This is a genomic window from Vibrio sp. HB236076 (assembly GCF_040957575.1).
Taxonomy (GTDB): Bacteria; Pseudomonadota; Gammaproteobacteria; order Enterobacterales; family Vibrionaceae; genus Vibrio.
Map to the genome: position 1 here is coordinate 411667 of NZ_CP162601.1, position 23563 is coordinate 435229.

A 23563-nucleotide genomic window follows, 5' to 3' on the forward strand; every position below is an offset into this window, starting at 1 on the left:
TGTATTAATTGGTATAAATAAGGCTTTGAGGTTGAATTTGATGCAAAAGCGTTATTTTTACTATTTTTCATAAAAAAGACTTGCCAATGAAATCGGTTTGTCTATAATGCCTCCCCGTTGACGCAGCAAGGGCTGAAAGGCCAAAAAGCAAAATCAACAAGGCTAAATAAGAAAACAAGAAAATTTAAAAAAGTGTTTGACACTGAAAATTATCTCGTTAGAATAGCCGCCACTTCGAAAGCAAACGATGCTGAAGAAGTTGCTCTTTAACAATTTAAACACTATCAATCTGTGTGGGCACTCGTTGATGATAATCAATAGATTCTTAGGAATCACATTGGTTTCAATGAACTGAGTGACCAAACGAGTCGAAAGACTTGGCACAGTCAATTCACAGTCCTTATTCGGCAACGAATAAAGAATGTAATCAGTATTCATTGATCCGCTCGAAAGAGCAAAAAAACTTTAATTGAAGAGTTTGATCATGGCTCAGATTGAACGCTGGCGGCAGGCCTAACACATGCAAGTCGAGCGGAAACGAGTTATCTGAACCTTCGGGGAACGATAACGGCGTCGAGCGGCGGACGGGTGAGTAATGCCTGGGAAATTGCCCTGATGTGGGGGATAACCATTGGAAACGATGGCTAATACCGCATAATCTCTTCGGAGTAAAGAGGGGGACCTTCGGGCCTCTCGCATCAGGATATGCCCAGGTGGGATTAGCTAGTTGGTGAGGTAATGGCTCACCAAGGCGACGATCCCTAGCTGGTCTGAGAGGATGATCAGCCACACTGGAACTGAGACACGGTCCAGACTCCTACGGGAGGCAGCAGTGGGGAATATTGCACAATGGGCGCAAGCCTGATGCAGCCATGCCGCGTGTATGAAGAAGGCCTTCGGGTTGTAAAGTACTTTCAGCAGTGAGGAAGGGGATTAGGTTAATAGCCTAGTTCTTTGACGTTAGCTGCAGAAGAAGCACCGGCTAACTCCGTGCCAGCAGCCGCGGTAATACGGAGGGTGCGAGCGTTAATCGGAATTACTGGGCGTAAAGCGCATGCAGGTGGTTTGTTAAGTCAGATGTGAAAGCCCGGGGCTCAACCTCGGAATAGCATTTGAAACTGGCAGGCTAGAGTACTGTAGAGGGGGGTAGAATTTCAGGTGTAGCGGTGAAATGCGTAGAGATCTGAAGGAATACCGGTGGCGAAGGCGGCCCCCTGGACAGATACTGACACTCAGATGCGAAAGCGTGGGGAGCAAACAGGATTAGATACCCTGGTAGTCCACGCTGTAAACGATGTCTACTTGGAGGTTGTGGCCTTGAGCCGTGGCTTTCGGAGCTAACGCGTTAAGTAGACCGCCTGGGGAGTACGGTCGCAAGATTAAAACTCAAATGAATTGACGGGGGCCCGCACAAGCGGTGGAGCATGTGGTTTAATTCGATGCAACGCGAAGAACCTTACCTACTCTTGACATCCATAGAACTTAGCAGAGATGCTTTGGTGCCTTCGGGAACTATGAGACAGGTGCTGCATGGCTGTCGTCAGCTCGTGTTGTGAAATGTTGGGTTAAGTCCCGCAACGAGCGCAACCCTTATCCTTGTTTGCCAGCACTTCGGGTGGGAACTCCAGGGAGACTGCCGGTGATAAACCGGAGGAAGGTGGGGACGACGTCAAGTCATCATGGCCCTTACGAGTAGGGCTACACACGTGCTACAATGGCGCATACAGAGGGTTGCCAACTTGCGAAAGTGAGCGAATCCCAAAAAGTGCGTCGTAGTCCGGATTGGAGTCTGCAACTCGACTCCATGAAGTCGGAATCGCTAGTAATCGTGGATCAGAATGCCACGGTGAATACGTTCCCGGGCCTTGTACACACCGCCCGTCACACCATGGGAGTGGGCTGCAAAAGAAGTGGGTAGTTTAACCTTCGGGGGGACGCTCACCACTTTGTGGTTCATGACTGGGGTGAAGTCGTAACAAGGTAGCCCTAGGGGAACCTGGGGCTGGATCACCTCCTTATACGAAAGATTGTCTTTCGATGCGTGTCCACACAGATTGATAGGGTTTAAAAGTAAAGAGAAATGGGTCTGTAGCTCAGCTGGTTAGAGCGCTCGCCTGATAAGCGGGAGGTCGGTGGTTCAAGTCCACTCAGACCCACCACTATCTTTTCCCAGAGATAGGGGTCGATTTCATTGGGGCTATAGCTCAGCTGGGAGAGCGCCTGCCTTGCACGCAGGAGGTCTGCGGTTCGATCCCGCATAGCTCCACCATCTTTAAACGCATTACTACTATGAGTAGAAATGAGTGTGTTTAAAAATGGTTTCTCTTTCATTAGAAAGACAATCATGCTCTTTAACAATTTGGAAAGCTGACAAAACAATCTCTTTGAGATTGTTTGTAAAAGTTCTCAATTATCTCTTTAAAGAGATAACCAACACACAATCAAGTGTTCTTGGGAAAGCATAGCGATATGTTTTCAAAATTGAGTCCGGCAATATCGAGTTCGTGACATGTATAAAAACACGAACACACCTTGGTGACTAACCGCTTTACTTGTAAAGCACATCAACTCAAAAGACTCTTTTGGGTTGTATGGTTAAGTGACTAAGCGTACACGGTGGATGCCTTGGCAGTCAGAGGCGATGAAGGACGTACTAACTTGCGATAAGCGTAGATAAGGCAGTAAGAGCCACTTGAGTCTACGATTTCCGAATGGGGAAACCCAGCTGCATAAGCAGTTATCATTGTGTGAATTCATAGCACAATGAGGCGAACCGGGGGAACTGAAACATCTAAGTACCCCGAGGAAAAGAAATCAACCGAGATTCTGGAAGTAGCGGCGAGCGAAACCGGATTAGCCCTTAAGCTTTTTATGCGTCAGGTGAAGTGTCTGGAAAGGCACGCGATACAGGGTGATAGCCCCGTAACCGGCAGCGTATATTCAGTGAAATCGAGTAAGGCGGGACACGTGATATCCTGTCTGAACATGGGGGGACCATCCTCCAAGGCTAAATACTCCTGACTGACCGATAGTGAACCAGTACCGTGAGGGAAAGGCGAAAAGAACCCCTGTGAGGGGAGTGAAATAGAACCTGAAACCGTGTACGTACAAGCAGTAGGAGCAGGCTTTGTCCTGTGACTGCGTACCTTTTGTATAATGGGTCAGCGACTTATATTCAGTGGCAAGGTTAACCGTTTAGGGGAGCCGTAGGGAAACCGAGTCTTAACTGGGCGCTCAGTCTCTGGATATAGACCCGAAACCAGGTGATCTAGCCATGGGCAGGTTGAAGATTGAGTAACATCAATTGGAGGACCGAACCGACTAATGTTGAAAAATTAGCGGATGACTTGTGGCTAGGGGTGAAAGGCCAATCAAACCTGGAGATAGCTGGTTCTCCCCGAAAGCTATTTAGGTAGCGCCTCGGACGAATACTACTGGGGGTAGAGCACTGTTAAGGCTAGGGGGTCATCCCGACTTACCAACCCTTTGCAAACTCCGAATACCAGTAAGTACTATCCGGGAGACACACGGCGGGTGCTAACGTCCGTCGTGGAGAGGGAAACAACCCAGACCGCCAGCTAAGGTCCCAAATTATAGCTAAGTGGGAAACGATGTGGGAAGGCTTAGACAGCTAGGATGTTGGCTTAGAAGCAGCCATCATTTAAAGAAAGCGTAATAGCTCACTAGTCGAGTCGGCCTGCGCGGAAGATGTAACGGGGCTAAGCTATAAACCGAAGCTGCGGCAATACAGTTTACTGTATTGGGTAGGGGAGCGTTCTGTAAGCCGTTGAAGGTGAGTTGTAAAGCTTGCTGGAGGTATCAGAAGTGCGAATGCTGACATGAGTAACGATAATGGGGGTGAAAAACCTCCACGCCGGAAGACCAAGGGTTCCTGTCCAACGTTAATCGGGGCAGGGTAAGTCGACCCCTAAGGCGAGGCTGAAAAGCGTAGTCGATGGGAAACGGGTTAATATTCCCGTACTGCTTATAATTGCGATGGGGGGACGGAGAAGGCTAGGTGGGCCTGGCGATGGTTGTCCAGGTTCAAGTGCGTAGGCTAAGGAATTAGGTAAATCCGGTTTCTTGTTAGGCCGAGACACGACGTCGAGTCACTACGGTGATGAAGTCATTGATGCCATGCTTCCAGGAAAAGCCTCTAAGCTTCAGATTATAAGCAATCGTACCCCAAACCGACACAGGTGGTCGGGTAGAGAATACCAAGGCGCTTGAGAGAACTCGGGTGAAGGAACTAGGCAAAATGGTACCGTAACTTCGGGAGAAGGTACGCTCTTGACGGTGAAGTCCCTTGCGGATGGAGCTATTAGGAGTCGCAGATACCAGGTGGCTGCAACTGTTTATTAAAAACACAGCACTGTGCAAAATCGTAAGATGACGTATACGGTGTGACGCCTGCCCGGTGCCGGAAGGTTAATTGATGGGGTTAGACTTAGGTCGACGCTCTTGATCGAAGCCCCGGTAAACGGCGGCCGTAACTATAACGGTCCTAAGGTAGCGAAATTCCTTGTCGGGTAAGTTCCGACCTGCACGAATGGCGTAATGATGGCCACGCTGTCTCCACCCGAGACTCAGTGAAATTGAAATCGCTGTGAAGATGCAGTGTACCCGCGGCTAGACGGAAAGACCCCGTGAACCTTTACTACAGCTTGGCACTGAACATTGACCCTACATGTGTAGGATAGGTGGGAGGCTTTGATGCATGGGCGCCAGTTCATGTGGAGCCATCCTTGAAATACCACCCTTGTAGTGTTGATGTTCTAACTTAGCCCCATTATCTGGGGTGAGGACAGTGCCTGGTGGGTAGTTTGACTGGGGCGGTCTCCTCCCAAAGTGTAACGGAGGAGCACGAAGGTGGGCTAATCACGGTTGGACATCGTGAGGTTAGTGCAATGGCATAAGCCCGCTTAACTGCGAGAATGACGGTTCGAGCAGGTGCGAAAGCAGGTCATAGTGATCCGGTGGTTCTGAATGGAAGGGCCATCGCTCAACGGATAAAAGGTACTCCGGGGATAACAGGCTGATACCGCCCAAGAGTTCATATCGACGGCGGTGTTTGGCACCTCGATGTCGGCTCATCACATCCTGGGGCTGAAGTCGGTCCCAAGGGTATGGCTGTTCGCCATTTAAAGTGGTACGCGAGCTGGGTTTAGAACGTCGTGAGACAGTTCGGTCCCTATCTGCCGTGGGCGTTGGAGAATTGAAAGGGGCTGCTCCTAGTACGAGAGGACCGGAGTGGACGAACCTCTGGTGTTCGGGTTGTGTCGCCAGACGCATTGCCCGGTAGCTAAGTTCGGAATCGATAACCGCTGAAAGCATCTAAGCGGGAAGCGAGCCTTGAGATGAGTTCTCCCTGGCGCTTTAAGCGTCCTAAAGGGTTGTTCGAGACTAGAACGTTGATAGGCAGGGTGTGTAAGCGTTGTGAGGCGTTGAGCTAACCTGTACTAATTGCCCGTGAGACTTAACCATACAACACCTAAAGGGTTTTATCGGACTCGATAAAGAAACTTGATTGTGTCGAGAACACAAAACAGCTTTCCAGATTTAGTTATCTTGCCTGACGGCAAGATAACGCCATATTTTGCTTGGCGACCATAGCATTTTGGACCCACCTGATTCCATGCCGAACTCAGAAGTGAAACAAAATTGCGCCGATGGTAGTGTGGGGCTTCCCCATGTGAGAGTAGGACATCGCCAGGCTTTAATATTCCTTCTTGATGTATCAAGAAGACACAAGCTAAAGCATGTAAAGTAAGACTTTAGACTGTGAACAATTTGTAGTGGAGCGGTAGTTCAGTTGGTTAGAATACCGGCCTGTCACGCCGGGGGTCGCGGGTTCGAGTCCCGTCCGCTCCGCCACTTTTTAAGAAAGCCTGATTCGCAAGAGTCAGGCTTTTTTTTCGTTAATGGTAGTTTAAGCGGTAGTTCAGTTGGTTGCTATTATTTAGAACAAGCCGGCCTGTCACGCCGGGGGTCGCGGGTTCGAGTCCCGTCCGCTCCGCCACTTCTTTAAGAAAGCCTGATTCGCAAGAGTCAGGCTTTTTTTATTTCTAAAATAAGATCGCTGCGCTGCAAGATCGTTTCACTTCAAGGACGCTGCGCTCAAGTAGCAAGGTAAAATCGGTGTGACACAGTCAATGACAGTCTGACACAGTCCGCTTCGCTTAACACAGTGTAAGTCAGGTTATGTGCTGAAACTGTCCTACACTGTGTGTCACTGTTTTATACTGTCTCACACTGTCTTAAATTTGGTTTTACCTAACTCAAATGGGGTCGGATTTGCGAAATAGACTGACTGACAGCGTCCTCGGTATTATGCGGATCCGACCCCTAGAAGTGATGAACCCAATAGGCAAAGAATGACTTTTGGCGTTGATTGTCATCATGTACTGCAATGGTTGAGGTCAGTCTTTGTTCTTTGCCAAAGTGCGTTTTCGAGTCATAGGGGTCGGATCCACAACAGTTAGGCGCAGAGGGTGAGTGCTGCGATCCCGCGAATCCGACCCCAGGATGATTTCTTCCCACTCGTTTTTCTCAGGAACCCATCAATTTCTTGAACCACAGTGTAGGGCAGTGAAAGACAGATCGCTGCGCTCAACACAGTGAAAGACAGGTCATGTGCTGAAACTGTCCTACACTGTGTTTCACTGTTTTATACTGTCTCATACTGTCTTTTACTGTTTTAGTCTTAGGGTTTTCTTTTTACTTGGAACGAAGTGATCTTGTGACTTGGAGCGAAGTGATCTTGCCACTGTCTTTTACTGTGTTTCACTGTTTTATACTGTCTCACACTGTCTTTCACTGTCTTATATTTTGGTTTTACCTAACTCAAATGGGGTCGGATTTGCGAAATAGACTGACTGACAGCGTCCTCGGTATTATGCGGATCCGACCCCTAGAAGTGATGAACCCAATAGGCAAAGAATGACTTTTAGTGTTGGTTGTCATCATGTACTGCAATGGTTAAGGTCAGTCTTTGTTCTTTGCCAAAGTGCGTTTCGAGTCATAGGGGTCGGATCCACAACAGTTAGGCGCATAGGGTGAGTGCTGCGATCCCGCGAATCCGACCCCAGGGTGATTTCTTCCCACTCGTTTTTCTCAGCAACCCATCAATTTCGTGAACCACAGTGTAGGGCAGTCAAACACAGTTCGCTTCGCCTAACACAGTCAATGACAGTCTGACACAGTCCGCTTCGCTTAACACAGTGTAAGACAGGTCATGTGCTGAAACTGTCCTACACTGTGTTTCACTGTTTTATACTGTCTCATACTGTCTCATACTGTCTTTTACTGTGTTTCATTGTCTCATACTGTCTTTGTCTTTGAGATTGAAAGGCAATAGTGTTTGTTATCTGGGTTTTATTCGTGATAGATATAGTAAAACCATTTTTTTTTAGGCTCTTTGACACAGTGCTAAACCAACACCCTTTTTTAAGAACCGTATTTTCAACTGGTGCGCTACAAGGCTTTTCAAGGTTATTGGCTTTGCTGATGGGCGTGGCGATGGCTAGGTTGCTCGGGCCGGAAAACTTTGGTGCGTATGGGTTTGTGGTGTCGGCGATGGCGATAGCGCTCATTTTGCCCAGTGCCGGTATCCACGAACTGACGGTCAGAGAAGTGGCGCGCTGTATCGCAATGGAAGACAACGATAGGTTGGTCCAATACCTGCGTTGGTCTTCCTTGTATACTTTGGTTTTTGGTGCCGTGGCCATTGTGCTTTTTGCTTGGTACCTCTCTATTACCCCTTTTGAAGTCCTGTCTGTCTCATCGATTTTCTTAGCTTGTGTCTTATTGTTTTTGCGTGCTTTGTTGATCCGACAAGGCGGGTTGCTCACCGGGTTAAAACGACCAGCGATGGCGGTCTTTAGTACCTTAACCATGATTCCTTTATGCGCTATCGTCATGATTGCGGGCTTTACGTGGGCCGATATTCAGTGGCACTTGTCATGGATGCTCGCCATTCAAGTGGCATCGGTCACGATTGGGTTTGGGCTTGCTTATCGGGTCACACGGCAATTTTTTAAGCCGCGCGCCTTTGTCTCGAGCTCTGTCTTTTTCAGTCGATGGTGGACTATTTTATTGCCTTTAGCTTTGGTGAAAGTGGTTCTGACATTAAATGCCGAATTGGCGAGTGTCATATTAGGCACCATGGAAGGTACGGTGTCGGTTGGCTATTTTAAGGTGGCCTTTCAAGCGGCTGCGTTATTGGCGCTGGGGCAGGTGACAATGGATAGAATCATTGCACCGAAAATTTCTAGCGCTTTTGCCCGCGCGGATATGGCACGTGTTAATGGCTTGTTTATTCGCGCGGCACTACTGAACTTATTGGTGGCGATCCCCACAGGCATCGGGCTGGTTTTGGTTGGCCAGTGGTTAGTGGTGAACTTGTTTGGTATGGAATACTTAGCGGCTTACCCATTGATTATCGTTTTAGTGCTCGGTCAATTAGGCAGCGTTTTTATGGGGCCTTGTGATTCTGTGCTGTGCATGACAGGCAATGAGCGTTTCTATTTGTTTTCTCTGTTAATAGGCCTAGTGGTTTTAGTCTTGTCGTTGTATTTTTTGATCCCCGTGTATCACGAAATGGGGGCGGCGATTGCAGTGGCATTGACTGGGGTCAGTATCAGTATTGTTTCTTGGTATTGCGTACGTAGCAAAATTGGGCTTGAGTTCTGGCTCTGGCGGGTGCTGAGAGGGCGTTTTTAAATAAAAAAGCTGACCTCAGTCAGCTTTTTCTATCACTGAACGGTTGAGGAACAAGTGATTAGGCTTTTTTCGCTTCTGCTGCTGCTTTAGCGATCGCGGCAAAACCTTGTGCGTTAAGCGCGGCACCGCCAACCAATGCACCATCGATGTCTGGTTGTGCGAAGTAAGACGCCGCGTTTTCTGGTTTTACAGAACCGCCGTATTGGATGATCACTTGCTCTGCTACGGCTGCATCTTTTTCAGCGATAAGTGCGCGAATAGAAGCGTGAATGCGTTGTGCATCTTCTGCTGTTGCGGCTTTACCGGTACCGATCGCCCAGATTGGCTCGTAAGCAATGATGGCATCGTTAAACGCTTCAACACCACATAGGTCGATAACGGCATTGATTTGACGAGCACAAACGGCTTCTGTTTCACCCGCTTCATTTTGCGCGTCGGTTTCACCGATACAGAAAACAGGTTTTAGACCATTTTCTTTTAGGAAAGCGAATTTCTTAGCGATAAATTCGTCAGACTCAGCGTGGTATTCACGACGCTCTGAGTGGCCGATGATGATGTGTGATGCGCCAAAGTCTTTTAGCATCTCAGGAGAAACATCGCCTGTGAACGCGCCGCTGTTGTTGATGTCGGTGTTTTGAGCACCAAGGATGATCTTGTCACCACCTTCTTTGATCAGACGCTCGGCCAAATCAATGTAAAGTGCCGGTGGAGCGACAGCTACGTCTACGCCAGTTACGCCGTCTAGTTCCGCATTTAGACCCGTTAGCAGCTCAGTTACCATCGCTTTACTGCCGTTTAGTTTCCAGTTACCCATTACTACAGGTTGACGCATAGGATTGTCTCCAAATTGTTTTGAGGTGATAAATAAATGTCGAACAGAAATATAACAGAATTATTTGTCTAAATCATGATGGGTATCATGAGAAAAAGGGTTTAATTGTTATTTACCGAGGCGGTGGTGGGCTCACAAAGGTGGCGGCAAGTTTTGAAACTGAGTGCGAAAACCATCACCATAGCGCGGTATCTCGTTTATACTGAGCTCATAAACTGAACTCACCGCGTTTGTTCATTGATCGAGTCATCATCAAGAAGGTACCGACTCACCTTGGACGGTGCTAACCCGTGGTGGGTTTCGAGGCCAGTCGTCAATTAAAAATCACTTAAATAGAGTAAAACATGTCGTTATATCAATTGCTTTTTTCGTTTCGTGGGCGAGTCAGTCGCCGGGTGTATTGGGTGTGGAACATTGCGTATTACGTATTGGTGATTTTAAGTGCGGCGTTAGTCGGCGGCTTATTTGTGTCTCATGCCTATTGGGTTTTGCCCGTGTTGCTGGTCGTTCTGATGGTGCCTGACTTTGCCATTACGACCAAGCGTTGGCACGACCGCGATAAGTCAGCGGCATGGTTGGCGTTACAGTTACCGGTGATTTTTGTTCGTATGGTGTCGAGTGTTAATTTAACCCAAGGTGCGCAATCTGGCACGGTGATGGATAACGCCATTTTGATCATCGCGTTAGTGTGCGCTTTGTGGACCTTTGTCGAATGTGGCTTTTTGGCCGGAAGCAAAGGGAAAAATCGCTTTGGCGAGAAACAAGCCACCTTTTTACACTGAGGTGAGAGGCTCTCTTCAGGGTGATACACAACAGACATGGGGGATTCACCCATGCCTGTTTCGTTTTGGACAGAGTGTGTGCGTGTTGTCGAATCATTACCCCGACTGTTGGCGGCGCTTTTCACTCATGTGAGCAAAGTCAATAACATCCGCACTCGGTTGCTCAGTCGACGCCGCCGGGCTCACCTCTAAGGATTTTTTAAGCTTCGCGACCTGTTTTTGCAGCTCTTGCATCAAGACCATATTGGTGTGAACGGGGTTCTTACAATGTTGAATCAACCGATTAATGTGATTTTGTTGAGCAATCAGCCGTTCGCGCATTGGCAGTGAGCTGGCGAGAATACAACGCAAACAGGCCCTTTGCCGAAAACGGTCAAAGCCCACGGGGTCTTGCTGAGCCATCACCATGAGTTCATCAAAAGAAGGCAAGGTAATGGGGGTGGTGGTTTGGTGATGTTGGTTCGCTGTTCTTTCCATGGCAATGACACCTCGACCTTAAAATGTGTGATTGACTACACATTAACCGATTTGGGACACGCAACAGATACTTTTATCATCTAACTGATGATTGTCTCAATAATGAGCCTAGTGTTTATCATTTTTGAGACAATCTCGGGTTGATGAGGACAAAGAGGCGGCGTTTTTCTTTGTCGTCATCACGGGGAAGGGGATTAATCCGCTTGCTCTGCGGTCCAGGTGGCGATCTGTTGCTCGATTGTTGCGAGGCGGTGCTGGTTTTTGAGACGGGTGATTGTCCCTTGCGTGCCATCAACAACCAAAGATTCCGTCGTTATCATTTCACCTTGCTGTTGTACTCCAGCAAGAATGTCGCCTTGGGTGATGCCAGTGGCGCAGAAAACGAGATTTTCTGTGTTGGCCATTTGGGTTAAGGTCAGTCTTGTATTGGCCTCGACGCCCATTTCAAGGCAGCGAGCGACCTCTTGCTGTGCAATGGCGCGGTTTTCGTCACTGTCACCTTTGACCTGATCTCTTGGCAAAAGCTTCGCCTGCATATTGCCGCCCAGAGCTTTGATCACCGCAGCGGAAATTACCCCTTCAGGCGCCCCGCCAATACAGTACATCACATCGACTTGGCTTTCGGGCAGACAGGTTAAAATAGAGGCTGCAACATCGCCATCAGGGAGAGCGTAAACGCGAATACCGGCTTGGTGCATTTGCTTTATGATGTCATCGTGCCTTGGTTTGGCGAGGGTAACCACGGTTAATTGAGACAGGGGTTTGTCGAGTGCGGCAGCGACATTGGCGAGATTGGTCATCACATCGAGGTCAAGGTCAATGGCCTCTTTGGCTTGTGGGCCGACGACCAATTTTTCCATGTACATGTCTGGCGCTTTTAATAAAGAACCCGCTTGGGCGGCAGCCAACACCGCAATGGCGTTCGATTGCCCCATTGCCGTCATACGCGTGCCTTCAATAGGATCGACCGCGATGTCTACCGCATAACCGCCTTTGCCTAACTTTTCACCGATGTAGAGCATAGGCGCATCGTCAATTTCCCCTTCACCAATGACAATTTCACCTTGGATATCGGTATGATTGAGTAAGTATCTCATCGCGGCCACCGCGGCGCCATCGGCAATGTTTTTATCGCCGCGGCCCAACCATTGGTAACCGGCCAATGCGGCGCCTTCGGTAACGTGGGACAAAGCCAGTGCTAAACTTCGATTCATGTTTGGGACTCTCTATCAGGTATGTGAACCCGATTATAGTAACACAGCCAGGGTCAACAAGTGATGGTAAGGCAAATGTGGGCGGCTTTTTGCCGCTGCGAGACCGGGCAGAAGTCAAAGTTTGGTTATGGCTGCGTTTTTTTTGAGCAACAAAGCAATAAATATCGATATTGTACGTGTTTAAGTGGTTATCGATGAGTAAAATGAAGGTATATTAAAGGAAATGTTTAACACGCATAAAAACTGATAGGTAGGCCAAATGTCTTTTGAAGTACTAGAACAACTTGAGAATAAAATTCAAACTGCAGTCGATACCATTGCCTTGTTGCAAATGGAAGTGGAAGAGTTAAAAGAAGAAAAAACGCAGCTAGAAACACAAGCTAATGAATTACGTGCCGAGCGTGAAGCGCTAGAGCAAAAAGCGGAGCAAGTGCAACAAGAGCACAGCCAATGGCAAGAGCGCATTCGTTCATTGCTAGGCAAAATGGACGACGTTGAATAATCACACGTCACCTTCACTCAGTGATGAGGCTTGTCCTCATCACTTTTGGCTGTTGACACGCCGGTAGACTCAACGTCGCCTAGGCAGGATCAGAGTTCAGACTCTGGTAACTCGCCTTCGTCGTCGTCATCCTCAACGTCGTGGCTCAATGGTTCTTGAGATAAGATAATACCGGTGCTGTCGGCATAGAGGTAATCTTCTGGTAAAAACGTCACACCACCAAAATTGACCGCCACATCGAGATCGCCAACCCCTTGGCTTGGGGCACCAACCGGAATTGAGGCTAAGGCTTGGATGCCGACGGAGAGCTCCTCTAAAATATCGACTTCCCTTACACAGCCATAAACGACAATGCCTTCCCAACCATTTTCCTCGGCTAAGCTGGCCAGTTCGGAATCAATTAACGCTCGGCGCAGCGAACCACCGCCGTCGACTAATAAAACTTGCCCTTCACCGTCTTGCTCTAACACATCGCGGATTAAGCCATTATCTTCAAAGCATTTTATCGTCGTGACTTGGCCTGCAAAACTGCTGCGGCCGCCAAAATTGCTGAACATAGGCTCAACAACATCAACTTGTTCTAGATAGATGTCACATAGTGCGGAGGTATTATATTCCATAGTGTCCTTCTCATTACCATCAACAAGCGTTCAATCCAGTATATCGGTCATTTTCGGTATTGCAATGACGACGCCGTCGATTCGCCAAATAAAAATAGCCAGCCATCAAGAGATTGCTGTGTCCCATGAACCGACCTGTCGCGTCTTGTTAAGACCAAGGCGAGAGCAGCACTGGGGCGATAAAGAGTGTGCTGGTGACAATACACACGCGAACGCTGTTGGCCAGCAGAGGGACAAACTGCTGTGAGGTGTGCCGACAAACCACGTTCTTACCATGACTGACTACAATCAACACCATCAAAGCGCCAATCACAAGCCGCCAGTTATTGGAGAGGTAGAGGCCAAAAAACACCCCATAACAGAGGGCGGAGCCGAGCAAAAGTAAGGCGTGATAACACTTGGCCTTGCCCAGTCCTAACTGAGCGGCTAAGGTCATTTTTCCGCAGGCTTTGTCGTTGTCTATATCGCGAATGTTGTTGATGTTGAGCACCGTCACACAAGACAGGCCATAACCGATGGCCGGTAGCACGACGGTGCGTTCGATAAAGCCAGTGTGAAGGTAATAGCTGCCAATGACCCCCACTAACCCGAAGAAAACAAACACTGCCAAATCGCCAAAGCCGGCATACCCATAGGGCCGTTTACCCATAGTATAAGCAAGGGCCGCTAGCGTGGCCAACCCACCCAAAGCGACAAACAACAAGCGGCTGCTCCACTGTGGCAAAGCGAGGTAAATCAGCAATCCACCGCAGACTCCCGTCAAGGCAATGGCGAGTGCGATAGCCAACTTCATGCCCTTGGTCGACACCACACCGGTTTGCATCGCCCGCGCAGGCCCAATGCGGTGTACGTTGTCGGTGCCTTTGACACTATCGCCGTAATCATTGGCGAGGTTGGCAAGGATTTGCAACAACAGTGCCGTGAGGGTCGACAAGATAAAAATCGGCCATTGAAAGTGTTGCTCAACGTGGGCCAAGCTACTGCCGATCGCGATCGGAAGAATGGCCAGGGGCAGCGTCTTCGGTCGTAAGGTCGCTATCCAAATCGATAATCTTGGGGCCATGAAAGACACCTCGCAAACAGAAAATAAGGCCCAGTGTGCAAGATCAACCGCGAGATAAAAAGCGCAATAATCGCGCAAAAGATGATCACTATCATGGTGATGACGGTTAGTGAGCTCAGTGTGCATGTGGTGGGAGCATTCGCGTCGCCCACGAGGGGATCACTCGCTGCAGACGGCGTTTGTGCACCGTGACTGGCCGATTATCGATAGCCATTTATAATGAATATCAAGATATGAATAGAAATCAGCTATCAAATTAATCGTTACTGTGAAATTTCACCACTGAATGTAACCGGTTACTATGATGTTAACAGAATGAGCGGCTTGTTAATGAGATTAGCGCATCGCTCACAGAATAACTCGCTACGAGGTGTGCCAATGTTAGATATTTTAGATTTCATTATGGAAGCGTTTGGTTACGAGCAATCTTTGGTTGAACGTTCAACGCTAGATTGACGAGGTGACTGCGCCAATTCAGTGACCATTTATCATCACCCGCTTACTCGACTAAGAAAGTAAAAAGGGCCTCGCGTACTAGCGAGGCCCTTTGTCGATGACACAAGGCAGATAAAAGCCAAAACAGCCTATCGCAAGCCGTTTTTACTGTTCATCAAAGCCGTTAGCCATTAAAGAATAAAGCGGCTGAGATCTTCATCTTCAATAAAGCTGCCAAGACGCGTTTTCACGTACTCAGCATCAATGGTAATGGTCTCACCTGGGCGATCGGTCGCTTCGTAAGACAAGTCATCCATCAAACGCTCCATCACAGTGTGAAGGCGACGCGCACCGATGTTTTCGGTGGTTTCATTGACTTGCCAAGCTGCGGTAGCAATTTGGTCAATGCCATCTTCGGTAAACTCAACATTGACGTCCTCTGTTTTGAGCAAGGCAATGTACTGCTCGGTCAAAGAGGCTCTTGGTTCGGTCAAGATGCGTTTAAAGTCATCGCTGCTCAGCGCTTCTAGTTCGACGCGAATCGGCAAGCGACCTTGCAACTCAGGGATCAGATCCGAGGGTTTGGCCACTTGGAAAGCGCCAGAGGCAATAAACAGGATGTGGTCAGTGCGCACCATTCCGTGTTTGGTCGATACGGTGCTGCCTTCGATCAGAGGCAGAAGATCGCGCTGAACCCCTTCACGAGAAACATCTGGGCCCGAGCTTTCACCGCGCTTACAAATTTTGTCGATTTCATCTAAGAAGACAATACCGTGGTTTTCCACGTTGTAAATCGCCTGCTCTTTGAGCTCTTCTTGATTGACCAACTTAGCCGCTTCTTCTTCGACTAGGGCTTTTAACGCATCTTTGATTTTCATCTTGCGTTTTTTCTTGGTGTCGCCAGACAGGTTCTGGAACATGCTTTGCAGCTGGTTGGTCATCTCTTCCATACCCGGAGGCGCCATGATTTCAACACCCATTTGCGGCGCGGCCACATCAATGTCGATCTCTTTGTCATCGAGCTGGCCGTCACGCAGTTTCTTGCGGAACGTTTGGCGCGTTTTTGATTGTTCTTCAGAGGGCTGTTTTTCCTCAGCCCAAGGGTCGCGAGCCGGTGGTGGCAGCAACACGTCTAATACGCGTTCTTCGGCTTGCTCTTCGGCGCGAAACTTCACCTTTTCCATCGCTTGCTGCTGAGTCATTTTGACGGCAACTTCGGTCAGATCGCGAATGATGCTTTCGACTTCTTTACCGACATAACCCACTTCGGTAAATTTAGTTGCTTCGACTTTCATAAAGGGCGCGTTGGCCAATTTGGCTAAACGACGAGCGATTTCCGTTTTACCCACCCCGGTTGGGCCGATCATCAGGATGTTTTTCGGTGAGACTTCCACCCTTAGGCTTTCTTCGAGCTGCATACGGCGCCAGCGGTTTCTCAAGGCAATGGCCACCGAGCGCTTGGCCTTGTCTTGACCGATAATATGGCGATTTAATTCGTGTACAATTTCACGTGGTGTCATTTCAGACATACTCAATCCTTAATCAATCAGGTGAAGGCTGGCTTAAGCCTTATCTAAATTCGCGAGTTCAGTGGTGCTCGTCAATTCTTCAACCGTGTGATGATGGTTGGTAAACACACAGATATCGCCAGCGATATTGAGGGCTTTTTCGGCGATGGTACGAGCATCGAGGTCTGTGTTTTCGAGTAGCGCTGTCGCGGCCGCTTGAGCGTAGTTGCCACCAGAGCCAATCGCAATTAAGTCGTGTTCGGGCTGAACGACATCGCCATTGCCCGTAATGATCAGTGAGGCGGTCTCATCGGCAACGGCCAGCAAGGCTTCAAGGCGACGCAACGCGCGATCGCTGCGCCAATCTTTGGCCAATTCAACAGCGGCTTTGGTTAAATGGCCTTGGTGCATTTGCAGTTTGCTTTCAAAGCGTTCAAACAAGGTAAACGCATCCGCCGTACCACCGGCAAACCCAGCGAGCACTTGATTGTTGTATAGGCGACGGACTTTACGGGCATTGCCTTTCATCACGGTATTGCCAAGAGAGACTTGACCATCTCCGGCAATGACCACTTGATTGTTACGACGTACGGATACTATGGTAGTCACTTTCAGGCCTCATTATTTGTATTGTTACTCTTTCTACCAACATGAGGGTAGCGGCGAGAAAAATCAAGGGACAGAGCGCGTAAAGTGAAGGAACGTGGCTGGTGCGTGGGAGTGGTTGAACGCAAAGGGCAGAGTCAACGTCGTAGATAGACGGGTGAGCCAGGCTTGGCAAGGCGGGCCGCACTTTAAGGCGGCCCTTAAATCGAGGCTCGAATTACAGGTTTTCTTTCCAAATTGCACAAGGTTCTATTTTGTGGCGTTGCAATTTGTGGCGGTCACGCTCGGCATCGCGTTTGAATTTGTAAGGCCCTAAAATGACCCGATACCATTTACTGCCTTCTTTTTTCTTAATGCGACTGCTTAATCCAACAAAGGCGATATTCACTTTGCGGGTTTGTGCTTGTTCCATGGTGATAAAGGCGCCGCATTGCATCACATAAGGAATTTTAGACACCTGTTGCTCTTTGGGGGTCACTTCAATTTGTCGATTTGGCAAATCGTCGATATAGTCCCATTTTTGCTCAGGCACAGGCGGTAACGACGCATTGCTGGCAGAGGCGGGACGTGAAGGCGCGGTTTTTTGAGGGGCAACCGCGACCGGCTCTGGCGTCGTCGCCGGCTCTGGCGATTGACTTAGCGTATACAGGCCATAACCAAACAAAGAGACAGCGATAGCGGCGACAAGTAGGCTTCGCCACGGTTTTTTCGGGCGCGTTTGTTTGGGCTTAGCGGTCTTTTTATTGGTTTTTTTCGGGGCTTGCCCGCGTCTTACGTAATCTTTATTGGCCACAACAGTTGAACATTCAGTTGGTTCGACAAGAGTTGCAATGGTAATCGAGTTTGCTGTGAGAAGACAGAGGCGACGATAAAAAACTTGTCGTCTTTTCATCGTCTTCACCCTCTTCTCGAGGCAAAGTCATGACAAGTGTCGCGCGATTATGGATACGATTGATGGCAACATGACGACTCTTGATAGCAGTGATAGTGATATCGCCTCACCATCACTGCGACACCGGTTAGCGCTTGCGACACACATCGGTACTCTCACGGACAATCAGTTCCGTTTCTAATAGGCAAGAGCGCGATTGGGTACTGTTGGGTTTACCACGTAATATCTCTAACAGTTTCAACATTGCCTGGCGACCTATTTCATAGCGGGGCTGCGAAATGGTGGTCAATGGTGGCTCGGTGTATTGCACCATATCGATGTCGTCAAAGCCGATGATCGACACATCATCAGGAACGCGAAAGCCCAAGCGTTTGACTTCGTGCAACGCGCCGATGGCGATGCTGTCGGAGTGACAGAAAATGGCGGTCGGTGGCTTGGAGCGTGTCATCAAAGAATGGGCCGCCTGTTTGCCGCCGTCGAGGCTAAATTCGGTGTACACCGTGAGCGATTCATCTAACTCCACGCCGCTGCGTCTGATGGCCTGTAAATAACCTTGATTGCGAAATTGACACAAGTTGGATTGTATCGGACCAGAAATTTGTGCGATGCGCTGATGACCTAAGCGGGTTAAGTAATTCACCGCCTCAAAGGCTGCGGTTAAATTGTCGATATGCACGGTGGGCAAGTCGAGCTCGTGGGAATACTCACAAGCCATGACCAGCGGGGGCAAAAAGCGCTGCTCTGCTTTACTGATGCCAAAGGGCAAGTCCGTACCAAGCAAAATGAGTCCATCGGCTTGTTTGCGATAAGCCATATTGACAAAGGTTTCTTCGCGGTAGTCTTGGGAGTGGCTGTCGCCGACCAACAACAGGTAGCCATTGGCATGTGCGGTTTCTTCAACGCCGCGAATCAAATCGGCAAAGTACATATCACTAATATCAGGGACAATGGCGACAATGGTTTTTGACTCACTGCGCTTGAGGCTGCGAGACATTTGGATGTGAGGCGTATAGCCTGACTCTGTCACGGCGGCCTCGACGCGACTACGGGTGGCAGGGGAGACCTTTTCCGGGGTCATGATGGCCCGAGAAACCGTTGCCGTTGATACGCCGGCTAACCTTGCAACATCTTTCATCGTTGCCATATCGCTACTTACCTCTCTGGATTGATTGTCGGCACTTGTCCATTCGACATGATCGAAAGTGTGGCGTGATACTTTTCACCACTTTGTCTTTTGAATTGAAAGGACATTGGCTTGAACGTGAGGGGCAAGCGAATGTCCTTTTCGCCTAATGCTGTGGCAAGCCTTAACTCGGCCATTACCATTACATAACAGTTGCATAATAAAGACAAATGATTGGCTTTGGTATGGGTTTGTTTGAGATTTGTGTCATCACTGCAATATCACATGGCAAAACTTTGCTCAAAGTCTCATTTTTCCAGTAAAAAGCCCGCGACTAGCTTAAATCTTGCGGCTCTATGTCGATGTGCCAGCGAACTTTTTTGCTGTTTGGCAAGGTTGCAATCACGGTTTTTGAACCAAAAAGTAACTGATGAAGGGCCGGACGACTCGGGGCTTGTACCAACAATTGCCAGCGAAACTTCCCCGCTCGTTTGGCGATGGGCGAGGGGGCCGGCCCGAGGATCTCGATGGCGTGTTGCTGACACAAAGGGTGCGCTTCGAGCGTGGCACGCACTTGCCTTAAAAACAACTCAACTTCTTCATTGTGATTCGATTCGGCTTTAAACAGCGCCAAAAAAGAAAAGGGCGGTAACTGAGCCAATTGCCGCTCGCGCAGCGCATTGTTGGCAAAGTGGCCGTAATCTCGATGGATGAGCGACAGCAACAAAGGGTGCTCGGGGTGATGGGTTTGCAGTATGACTTCTCCGGGTTTACTGGCTCGCCCCGCTCGCCCTGAAACCTGGACAAACAATTGGGCAAAGCGTTCTGAGGCGCGAAAATCACTACTGTAAAGCGCGCCGTCGACATCGAGCAGTGCCACTAACGTCACATCGGGAAAGTGATGGCCCTTGGCAAGCATTTGTGTGCCGATCAAAATTTGATACTTGCCCTGACGAATCGCGGTGAGTGAGCTTTCGAGACTGCCTTTGCGCCGGGTGCTATCGCGATCGATGCGAATCGCTTGGTATTGAGGAAAATGCTGCTGCAATTGCTGCTCTAATTGTTCGGTACCGACCCCGACACTGATCATCTGAGTGGAACCACAGCTTTGGCACTGATGCAAAACCGGCTTGCTCGAGCCGCAGTGATGACAGCGCAATTCGCGATCGTGCTGGTGAAACGTGTAATAGGCATCACAGCGTTGACACTCGGCCAACCAGCCACACTCATGGCACATTAAGGCCGGAGAAAAACCGCGCCGGTTGAGAAACAGCATGACCTGATTGCCGGCCTCTAAATGACGACGCATTTGGGCGATTAAAGGTGCCGATAAGCCGCTGTCTAGATACAAGCCCTTGATATCGAGTATGGTGCTTTTGGGCGCGACGGCCACACCGGCTCTCTCGGTCAGGTGTAAATGACGATATTTGCCCTGATGCGCATTGTGTAAGGTTTCAAAAGACGGCGTTGCCGAGCCCAAGACCACAGGAATGTCGAGGTGGTTGGCACGCATTACCGCGACATCTCGGGCGTGGTAGCGCAGTGAATCTTGCTGTTTGTAGGAGGCATCGTGCTCTTCGTCGACAATGATAATACCCAGATCGGCAAACGGCGTCATCAGTGCCGAGCGCGTGCCGATCACGATACCACTGCGCCCGCTTTTGGCGTCTAGCCACGCATTGAGGCGTTCGCTGTCGTTCAGGTTGGAGTGAATAACGGAAATCGGCACGCGAAAACGACGGGCAAAGCGTTGAATGGTCTGCGGAGTGAGGCCGATCTCCGGCACTAAAACCAGCGCTTGCTTACCGCGCTCAAGCACCGCGGCGATCATATTGAGGTACACTTCCGTCTTGCCTGAACCGGTCACGCCATCGAGTAAATAGCAGGCAAAGTGAGATTCACTGTTCACCGCGGCAATGGCGATGGCCTGCTCTTGGTTGAGTTTGGGTTTGTCTTGGTCGGTTTCGATCTCACTGGGCCAAGGCGCAACACTCACCGACTCTAACACCGCGCGAATCCAGCCTTTGTCACAGAGGGCATTGAGCACACTGCGGCTGATATCGGCATCGATCATGGCCTGATGCTCAAGCGGACCATGAGCGAGTAAATGCAATACTTTTGCTTGTTTGACCGCTCGGCCCATTGACTGCATCGATTGCTGCTTGCCAAGCTCGGTTAGATGCCACATCTGGCGCGCGGCGTGCTGCGCGGGCTTGCCTTTTCGCAGGGCACTGGGCAGGGCATTGGCTAAGGTTTCGCCTAAAGGGTATTGATAATACTGGCTACACCAAACCAACAACTTATACAACGGCGCCTCCCACAACGGCTGCTGGTCGAGGACGTTTTTGAGTGACTTGAGTTGTTCGCGCGGGTAATCGGATTGATCACTGAGCGCGGTCACCACGCCGACTAAAGTTTGACGACCAAAAGGCACACTGACGCGCCCACCGATGATCGGAAACAGCGAGTTGGGAATGATATAATCAAATTGTTTGTCGAGCGGCACAGGCAGCGCGACCTTGGCAATACTCGGTCTCATTAGGTCCTATCGGATTGGGGCAGCGCCGTTTAGTCTAATCGAAGCGCAATAAAAATTCGAGCTTCGTCAGCTTGTTGTCGCGTTGCAAGTGACGCTCTTGGCGATGGCGGCCTCTAGGCTGCCGACGCATTGCGATTCGACTCTGCAGCTCGCGATGGGGCAAGGCTAGGGCAGCGACAGCCGTATTGAGTTATGGCCAGGAAAAGGTGCTCAAAAAAATAGCATAAAAGTGGCGTTATAGGTTGATTAACCGGGTAGGATTCATTACTATACCGCGCCTCACAGGAGCGTTTCCTTCTGTGACTATTCTTTTTTGACTACGTGTGGTGTACGGCAAAGATTCGTATAGCGACACGGCCTACTATTGAGGTTATCCCATGAAAACTGGCATCCATCCAGAATACAAAGCAGTTTCTGCAACTTGTTCTTGCGGCAACACTTTTGAGTTCAACACAACTCTAAACAAAGAATCTATCCACCTAGACGTTTGTGACAAATGTCACCCATTCTACACTGGTAAGCAACGTATCGTTGATACTGGCGGCCGTGTAGATCGCTTCAACAAGCGTTTCGGTGCGCTATCTAGCAAAAAATAAGTCCTCGAGACGGTTTTTGACTAGTCATAAAAAGACGCTCAATGGGCGTCTTTTTTGATCTTAACGCCTTTCTTTTTTTACTATCCTACACTTCCTTGATCTCACCCCCGCCTCGTTGTCTTTTTTGCCTCTACAATGACCTTTCGATGATGAGTAAAGAGATCCACGATGACCGACAACCAAGACCAAAAAGCGCTGCATTATCACGCTCACCCCACCCCAGGAAAAATTGAGATCCGCCTTACGAAAGCGGCAGACACCAGTGACGATTTAGCCTTGGCCTACAGCCCTGGCGTGGCGGCGCCGGTACGCGAAATTGCCCGTTGTGCTGACGCTGCCTATCACTACACCGGCAAAGGCAATCTCGTCGCGGTGATCACCAATGGCAGTGCGATCTTGGGGTTGGGGAACTTGGGGCCGTTAGCCGCGAAACCGGTTATGGAAGGGAAAGCATTGCTGTTTAAGCGCTTTGCCGGTATCGATGCCATCGACATTGAAGTCAATCAGCAAAACGTCGAGCAATTTGTCGATACCGTTGCCAATATTGCCGATACGTTTGGCGGTATCAACCTAGAAGACATCAAGGCGCCAGAGTGCTTTGAGATTGAGCGGCGTTTGATTGAGCGTTGTTCGATCCCCGTTTTTCACGATGATCAACACGGCACCGCGATCGTGACTGCCGCGGGGATCCTCAATGGCTTAGAACTGCAAGGTAAAGCGATAGGCGATTGCTCGATTGTGTGCGTTGGCGCAGGCGCGGCGGCCATGGCGTGTATGAATTTGCTGATCGATTGCGGGGCCAAAGCCGATAACCTGCTCATGCTCGACCGACAAGGCGTGATCCATCGCCAGCGCGACGATCTCACGGTCTACAAACAAGCGTTTGCCCGCGAGACAAAGCGGCGCACCCTGACTGACGCTATCGCCGGCGCCGATGTTTTTGTCGGGCTATCGGGGCCCAACGTGTTGTCCTGTGAGCAACTGGCGACCATGGCCCCGCGCCCATTGGTATTTGCTTGTTCCAACCCCGACCCAGAAATTACCCCAGAAGCGGTCAGAGATACCAGGCCCGATGCCATTGTCGGCACCGGGCGCAGTGATTACCCCAACCAAGTGAACAATGTGTTGTGCTTTCCATTCATTTTTCGCGGCGCTTTACAGGTGCGCGCTCGGGTGATCAACAAAGCGATGAAATTGGCCGCCGTCGACGCCATTCGGCAATTGGCCAAAGAGACGGTGCCAGACAAGGTGTGCCAAGCAGCAGGGGTCACCTCGCTGGAGTTTGGCCCAGACTATATTTTGCCCAAGCCCTTTGACCAGCGCTTATTGGCGCGGGTGGCAAACGCCGTGGCTCAGGCCGCCATTGATTCTGGCGTGGCGGGCAAGGCCGAGGGAAAAGAAAGAGATGACGGCAAAGACGTGTCCATGGGCTCAAGGTGAACACGTGGCGTGGCTTTGCCACCCAGTCAGTGAAAAAAGCCGTATTACGCGAAAAAAAAAGCAGAGCCACAAGGCTCTGCTCTCTTATACAGACAATGGGGGATCGCAGGGTATGGCGACATTGTCTGCCAGGCAAAAAATCTCAAGGGGCGAGCTTGCCTAGTTATTAAGGTCGTCAATAAAATAGCCGAAAACGCTAAGCTTGAGTCAATT

General features: G+C 49.6%; 16 protein-coding genes, 3 tRNA genes and 3 rRNA genes. 12 read left to right on the forward strand and 10 right to left on the reverse strand.

Annotation, left to right across the window (positions count from 1 at the left end; all coding sequences use genetic code 11):
• The first annotated feature begins 466 nt into the window (after window positions 1-466).
• The 7 genes from AB0763_RS01995 to AB0763_RS02025 all read left to right on the forward strand — a co-directional run bounded on the left by AB0763_RS01995 (window position 467) and on the right by AB0763_RS02025 (window position 8721).
• Window positions 467-2018, forward strand: a 16S ribosomal RNA gene (locus tag AB0763_RS01995).
• Window positions 2019-2082: 64 nt separating this feature from the next.
• Window positions 2083-2159, forward strand: a tRNA-Ile gene (locus AB0763_RS02000).
• A 34-nt stretch (window positions 2160-2193) separates the two neighbouring features.
• Window positions 2194-2269 (forward strand) — tRNA-Ala (locus AB0763_RS02005).
• A 324-nt stretch (window positions 2270-2593) separates the two neighbouring features.
• Window positions 2594-5484: ribosomal RNA gene (locus tag AB0763_RS02010) — 23S ribosomal RNA — on the forward strand.
• A gap of 115 nt (window positions 5485-5599) precedes the next feature.
• Window positions 5600-5715: ribosomal RNA gene (gene rrf / locus AB0763_RS02015) — 5S ribosomal RNA — on the forward strand.
• Together the 16S, 23S and 5S rRNA genes with 3 tRNA genes alongside form the textbook arrangement of a ribosomal RNA operon.
• An 82-nt stretch (window positions 5716-5797) precedes the next feature.
• A tRNA-Asp gene (locus AB0763_RS02020) sits at window positions 5798-5874 on the forward strand.
• A gap of 1551 nt (window positions 5875-7425) precedes the next feature.
• Window positions 7426-8721, forward strand: coding sequence for an oligosaccharide flippase family protein (locus tag AB0763_RS02025; protein ID WP_306102398.1), 1296 nt, complete (start codon window positions 7426-7428; stop codon window positions 8719-8721).
• Between the two features lie 58 nt (window positions 8722-8779).
• On the opposite strand, the gene tpiA is transcribed toward AB0763_RS02025, so the two are convergent.
• Window positions 8780-9553 carry a triose-phosphate isomerase gene (tpiA, locus tag AB0763_RS02030; RefSeq protein WP_306102397.1) on the reverse strand — a complete coding sequence of 258 codons (774 nt, stop codon included), beginning with the start codon at window positions 9551-9553 and terminating at the stop codon, window positions 8780-8782.
• 344 nt (window positions 9554-9897) lie between these two features.
• Between tpiA and AB0763_RS02035 the strand changes: the two genes are divergently transcribed.
• On the forward strand, window positions 9898-10335 hold the full coding sequence (locus AB0763_RS02035) for a DUF805 domain-containing protein (RefSeq protein ID WP_306102396.1): 438 nt from the start codon (window positions 9898-9900) through the stop codon (window positions 10333-10335).
• A 96-nt stretch (window positions 10336-10431) separates the two neighbouring features.
• Here the strand turns inward: AB0763_RS02035 and AB0763_RS02040 are convergent, their stop codons facing one another.
• Both AB0763_RS02040 and glpX read right to left on the reverse strand, forming a co-directional pair.
• Window positions 10432-10812, reverse strand: a complete 381-nt coding sequence (locus AB0763_RS02040; RefSeq protein ID WP_306102395.1) for a DUF3135 domain-containing protein — start codon at window positions 10810-10812, stop codon at window positions 10432-10434.
• A gap of 194 nt (window positions 10813-11006) precedes the next feature.
• On the reverse strand, window positions 11007-12026 hold the full coding sequence (gene glpX / locus AB0763_RS02045; protein ID WP_306102394.1) for a class II fructose-bisphosphatase: 1020 nt from the start codon (window positions 12024-12026) through the stop codon (window positions 11007-11009).
• A gap of 259 nt (window positions 12027-12285) precedes the next feature.
• Here glpX and zapB point away from each other — a divergent pair, with 259 nt between their 5' ends.
• Window positions 12286-12528 carry a cell division protein ZapB gene (gene zapB, locus AB0763_RS02050; protein ID WP_306102393.1) on the forward strand — a complete coding sequence of 81 codons (243 nt, stop codon included), beginning with the start codon at window positions 12286-12288 and terminating at the stop codon, window positions 12526-12528.
• Between the two features lie 89 nt (window positions 12529-12617).
• Here the strand turns inward: zapB and rraA are convergent, their stop codons facing one another.
• A complete protein-coding gene (gene rraA, locus AB0763_RS02055; protein WP_306102392.1) occupies window positions 12618-13148 on the reverse strand; it encodes a ribonuclease E activity regulator RraA in 531 nt (176 codons plus the stop codon).
• A gap of 148 nt (window positions 13149-13296) precedes the next feature.
• Entirely contained in the window at window positions 13297-14211 is a 915-nt protein-coding gene (locus AB0763_RS02060; RefSeq protein WP_306102391.1) for a 1,4-dihydroxy-2-naphthoate polyprenyltransferase, read from the reverse strand.
• 330 nt (window positions 14212-14541) lie between these two features.
• Here AB0763_RS02060 and AB0763_RS02065 point away from each other — a divergent pair, with 330 nt between their 5' ends.
• Window positions 14542-14667, forward strand: coding sequence for a hypothetical protein (locus tag AB0763_RS02065; RefSeq protein WP_306102390.1), 126 nt, complete (start codon window positions 14542-14544; stop codon window positions 14665-14667).
• 170 nt (window positions 14668-14837) lie between these two features.
• On the opposite strand, the gene hslU is transcribed toward AB0763_RS02065, so the two are convergent.
• From hslU to priA, 5 genes are all read right to left on the reverse strand, one after another.
• Window positions 14838-16175, reverse strand: a complete 1338-nt coding sequence (gene hslU / locus AB0763_RS02070; protein WP_306102389.1) for an HslU--HslV peptidase ATPase subunit — start codon at window positions 16173-16175, stop codon at window positions 14838-14840.
• A gap of 33 nt (window positions 16176-16208) precedes the next feature.
• Window positions 16209-16763 (reverse strand): ATP-dependent protease subunit HslV, encoded by a 555-nt coding sequence (gene hslV, locus AB0763_RS02075; RefSeq protein ID WP_306102388.1) that lies wholly within the window; start codon window positions 16761-16763, stop codon window positions 16209-16211.
• Window positions 16764-16977: 214 nt separating this feature from the next.
• Window positions 16978-17553, reverse strand: a complete 576-nt coding sequence (locus tag AB0763_RS02080) for an SPOR domain-containing protein (protein WP_306102399.1) — start codon at window positions 17551-17553, stop codon at window positions 16978-16980.
• Window positions 17554-17779: 226 nt separating this feature from the next.
• Entirely contained in the window at window positions 17780-18796 is a 1017-nt protein-coding gene (cytR, locus tag AB0763_RS02085; RefSeq protein ID WP_306102387.1) for a DNA-binding transcriptional regulator CytR, read from the reverse strand.
• A 313-nt stretch (window positions 18797-19109) separates the two neighbouring features.
• Window positions 19110-21314, reverse strand: coding sequence for a primosomal protein N' (gene priA / locus AB0763_RS02090; protein ID WP_306102386.1), 2205 nt, complete (start codon window positions 21312-21314; stop codon window positions 19110-19112).
• A 377-nt stretch (window positions 21315-21691) separates the two neighbouring features.
• Here priA and rpmE point away from each other — a divergent pair, with 377 nt between their 5' ends.
• Together rpmE and AB0763_RS02100 are read left to right on the forward strand one after the other, a co-directional pair.
• Window positions 21692-21910 carry a 50S ribosomal protein L31 gene (gene rpmE / locus AB0763_RS02095; protein WP_306102385.1) on the forward strand — a complete coding sequence of 73 codons (219 nt, stop codon included), beginning with the start codon at window positions 21692-21694 and terminating at the stop codon, window positions 21908-21910.
• A 168-nt stretch (window positions 21911-22078) separates the two neighbouring features.
• The gene (locus AB0763_RS02100; protein ID WP_306102384.1) at window positions 22079-23350 is read left to right on the forward strand and encodes a malic enzyme-like NAD(P)-binding protein; all 1272 of its coding nucleotides are present in this window, start codon (window positions 22079-22081) and stop codon (window positions 23348-23350) included.
• Window positions 23351-23563: the final 213 nt, after the last annotated feature.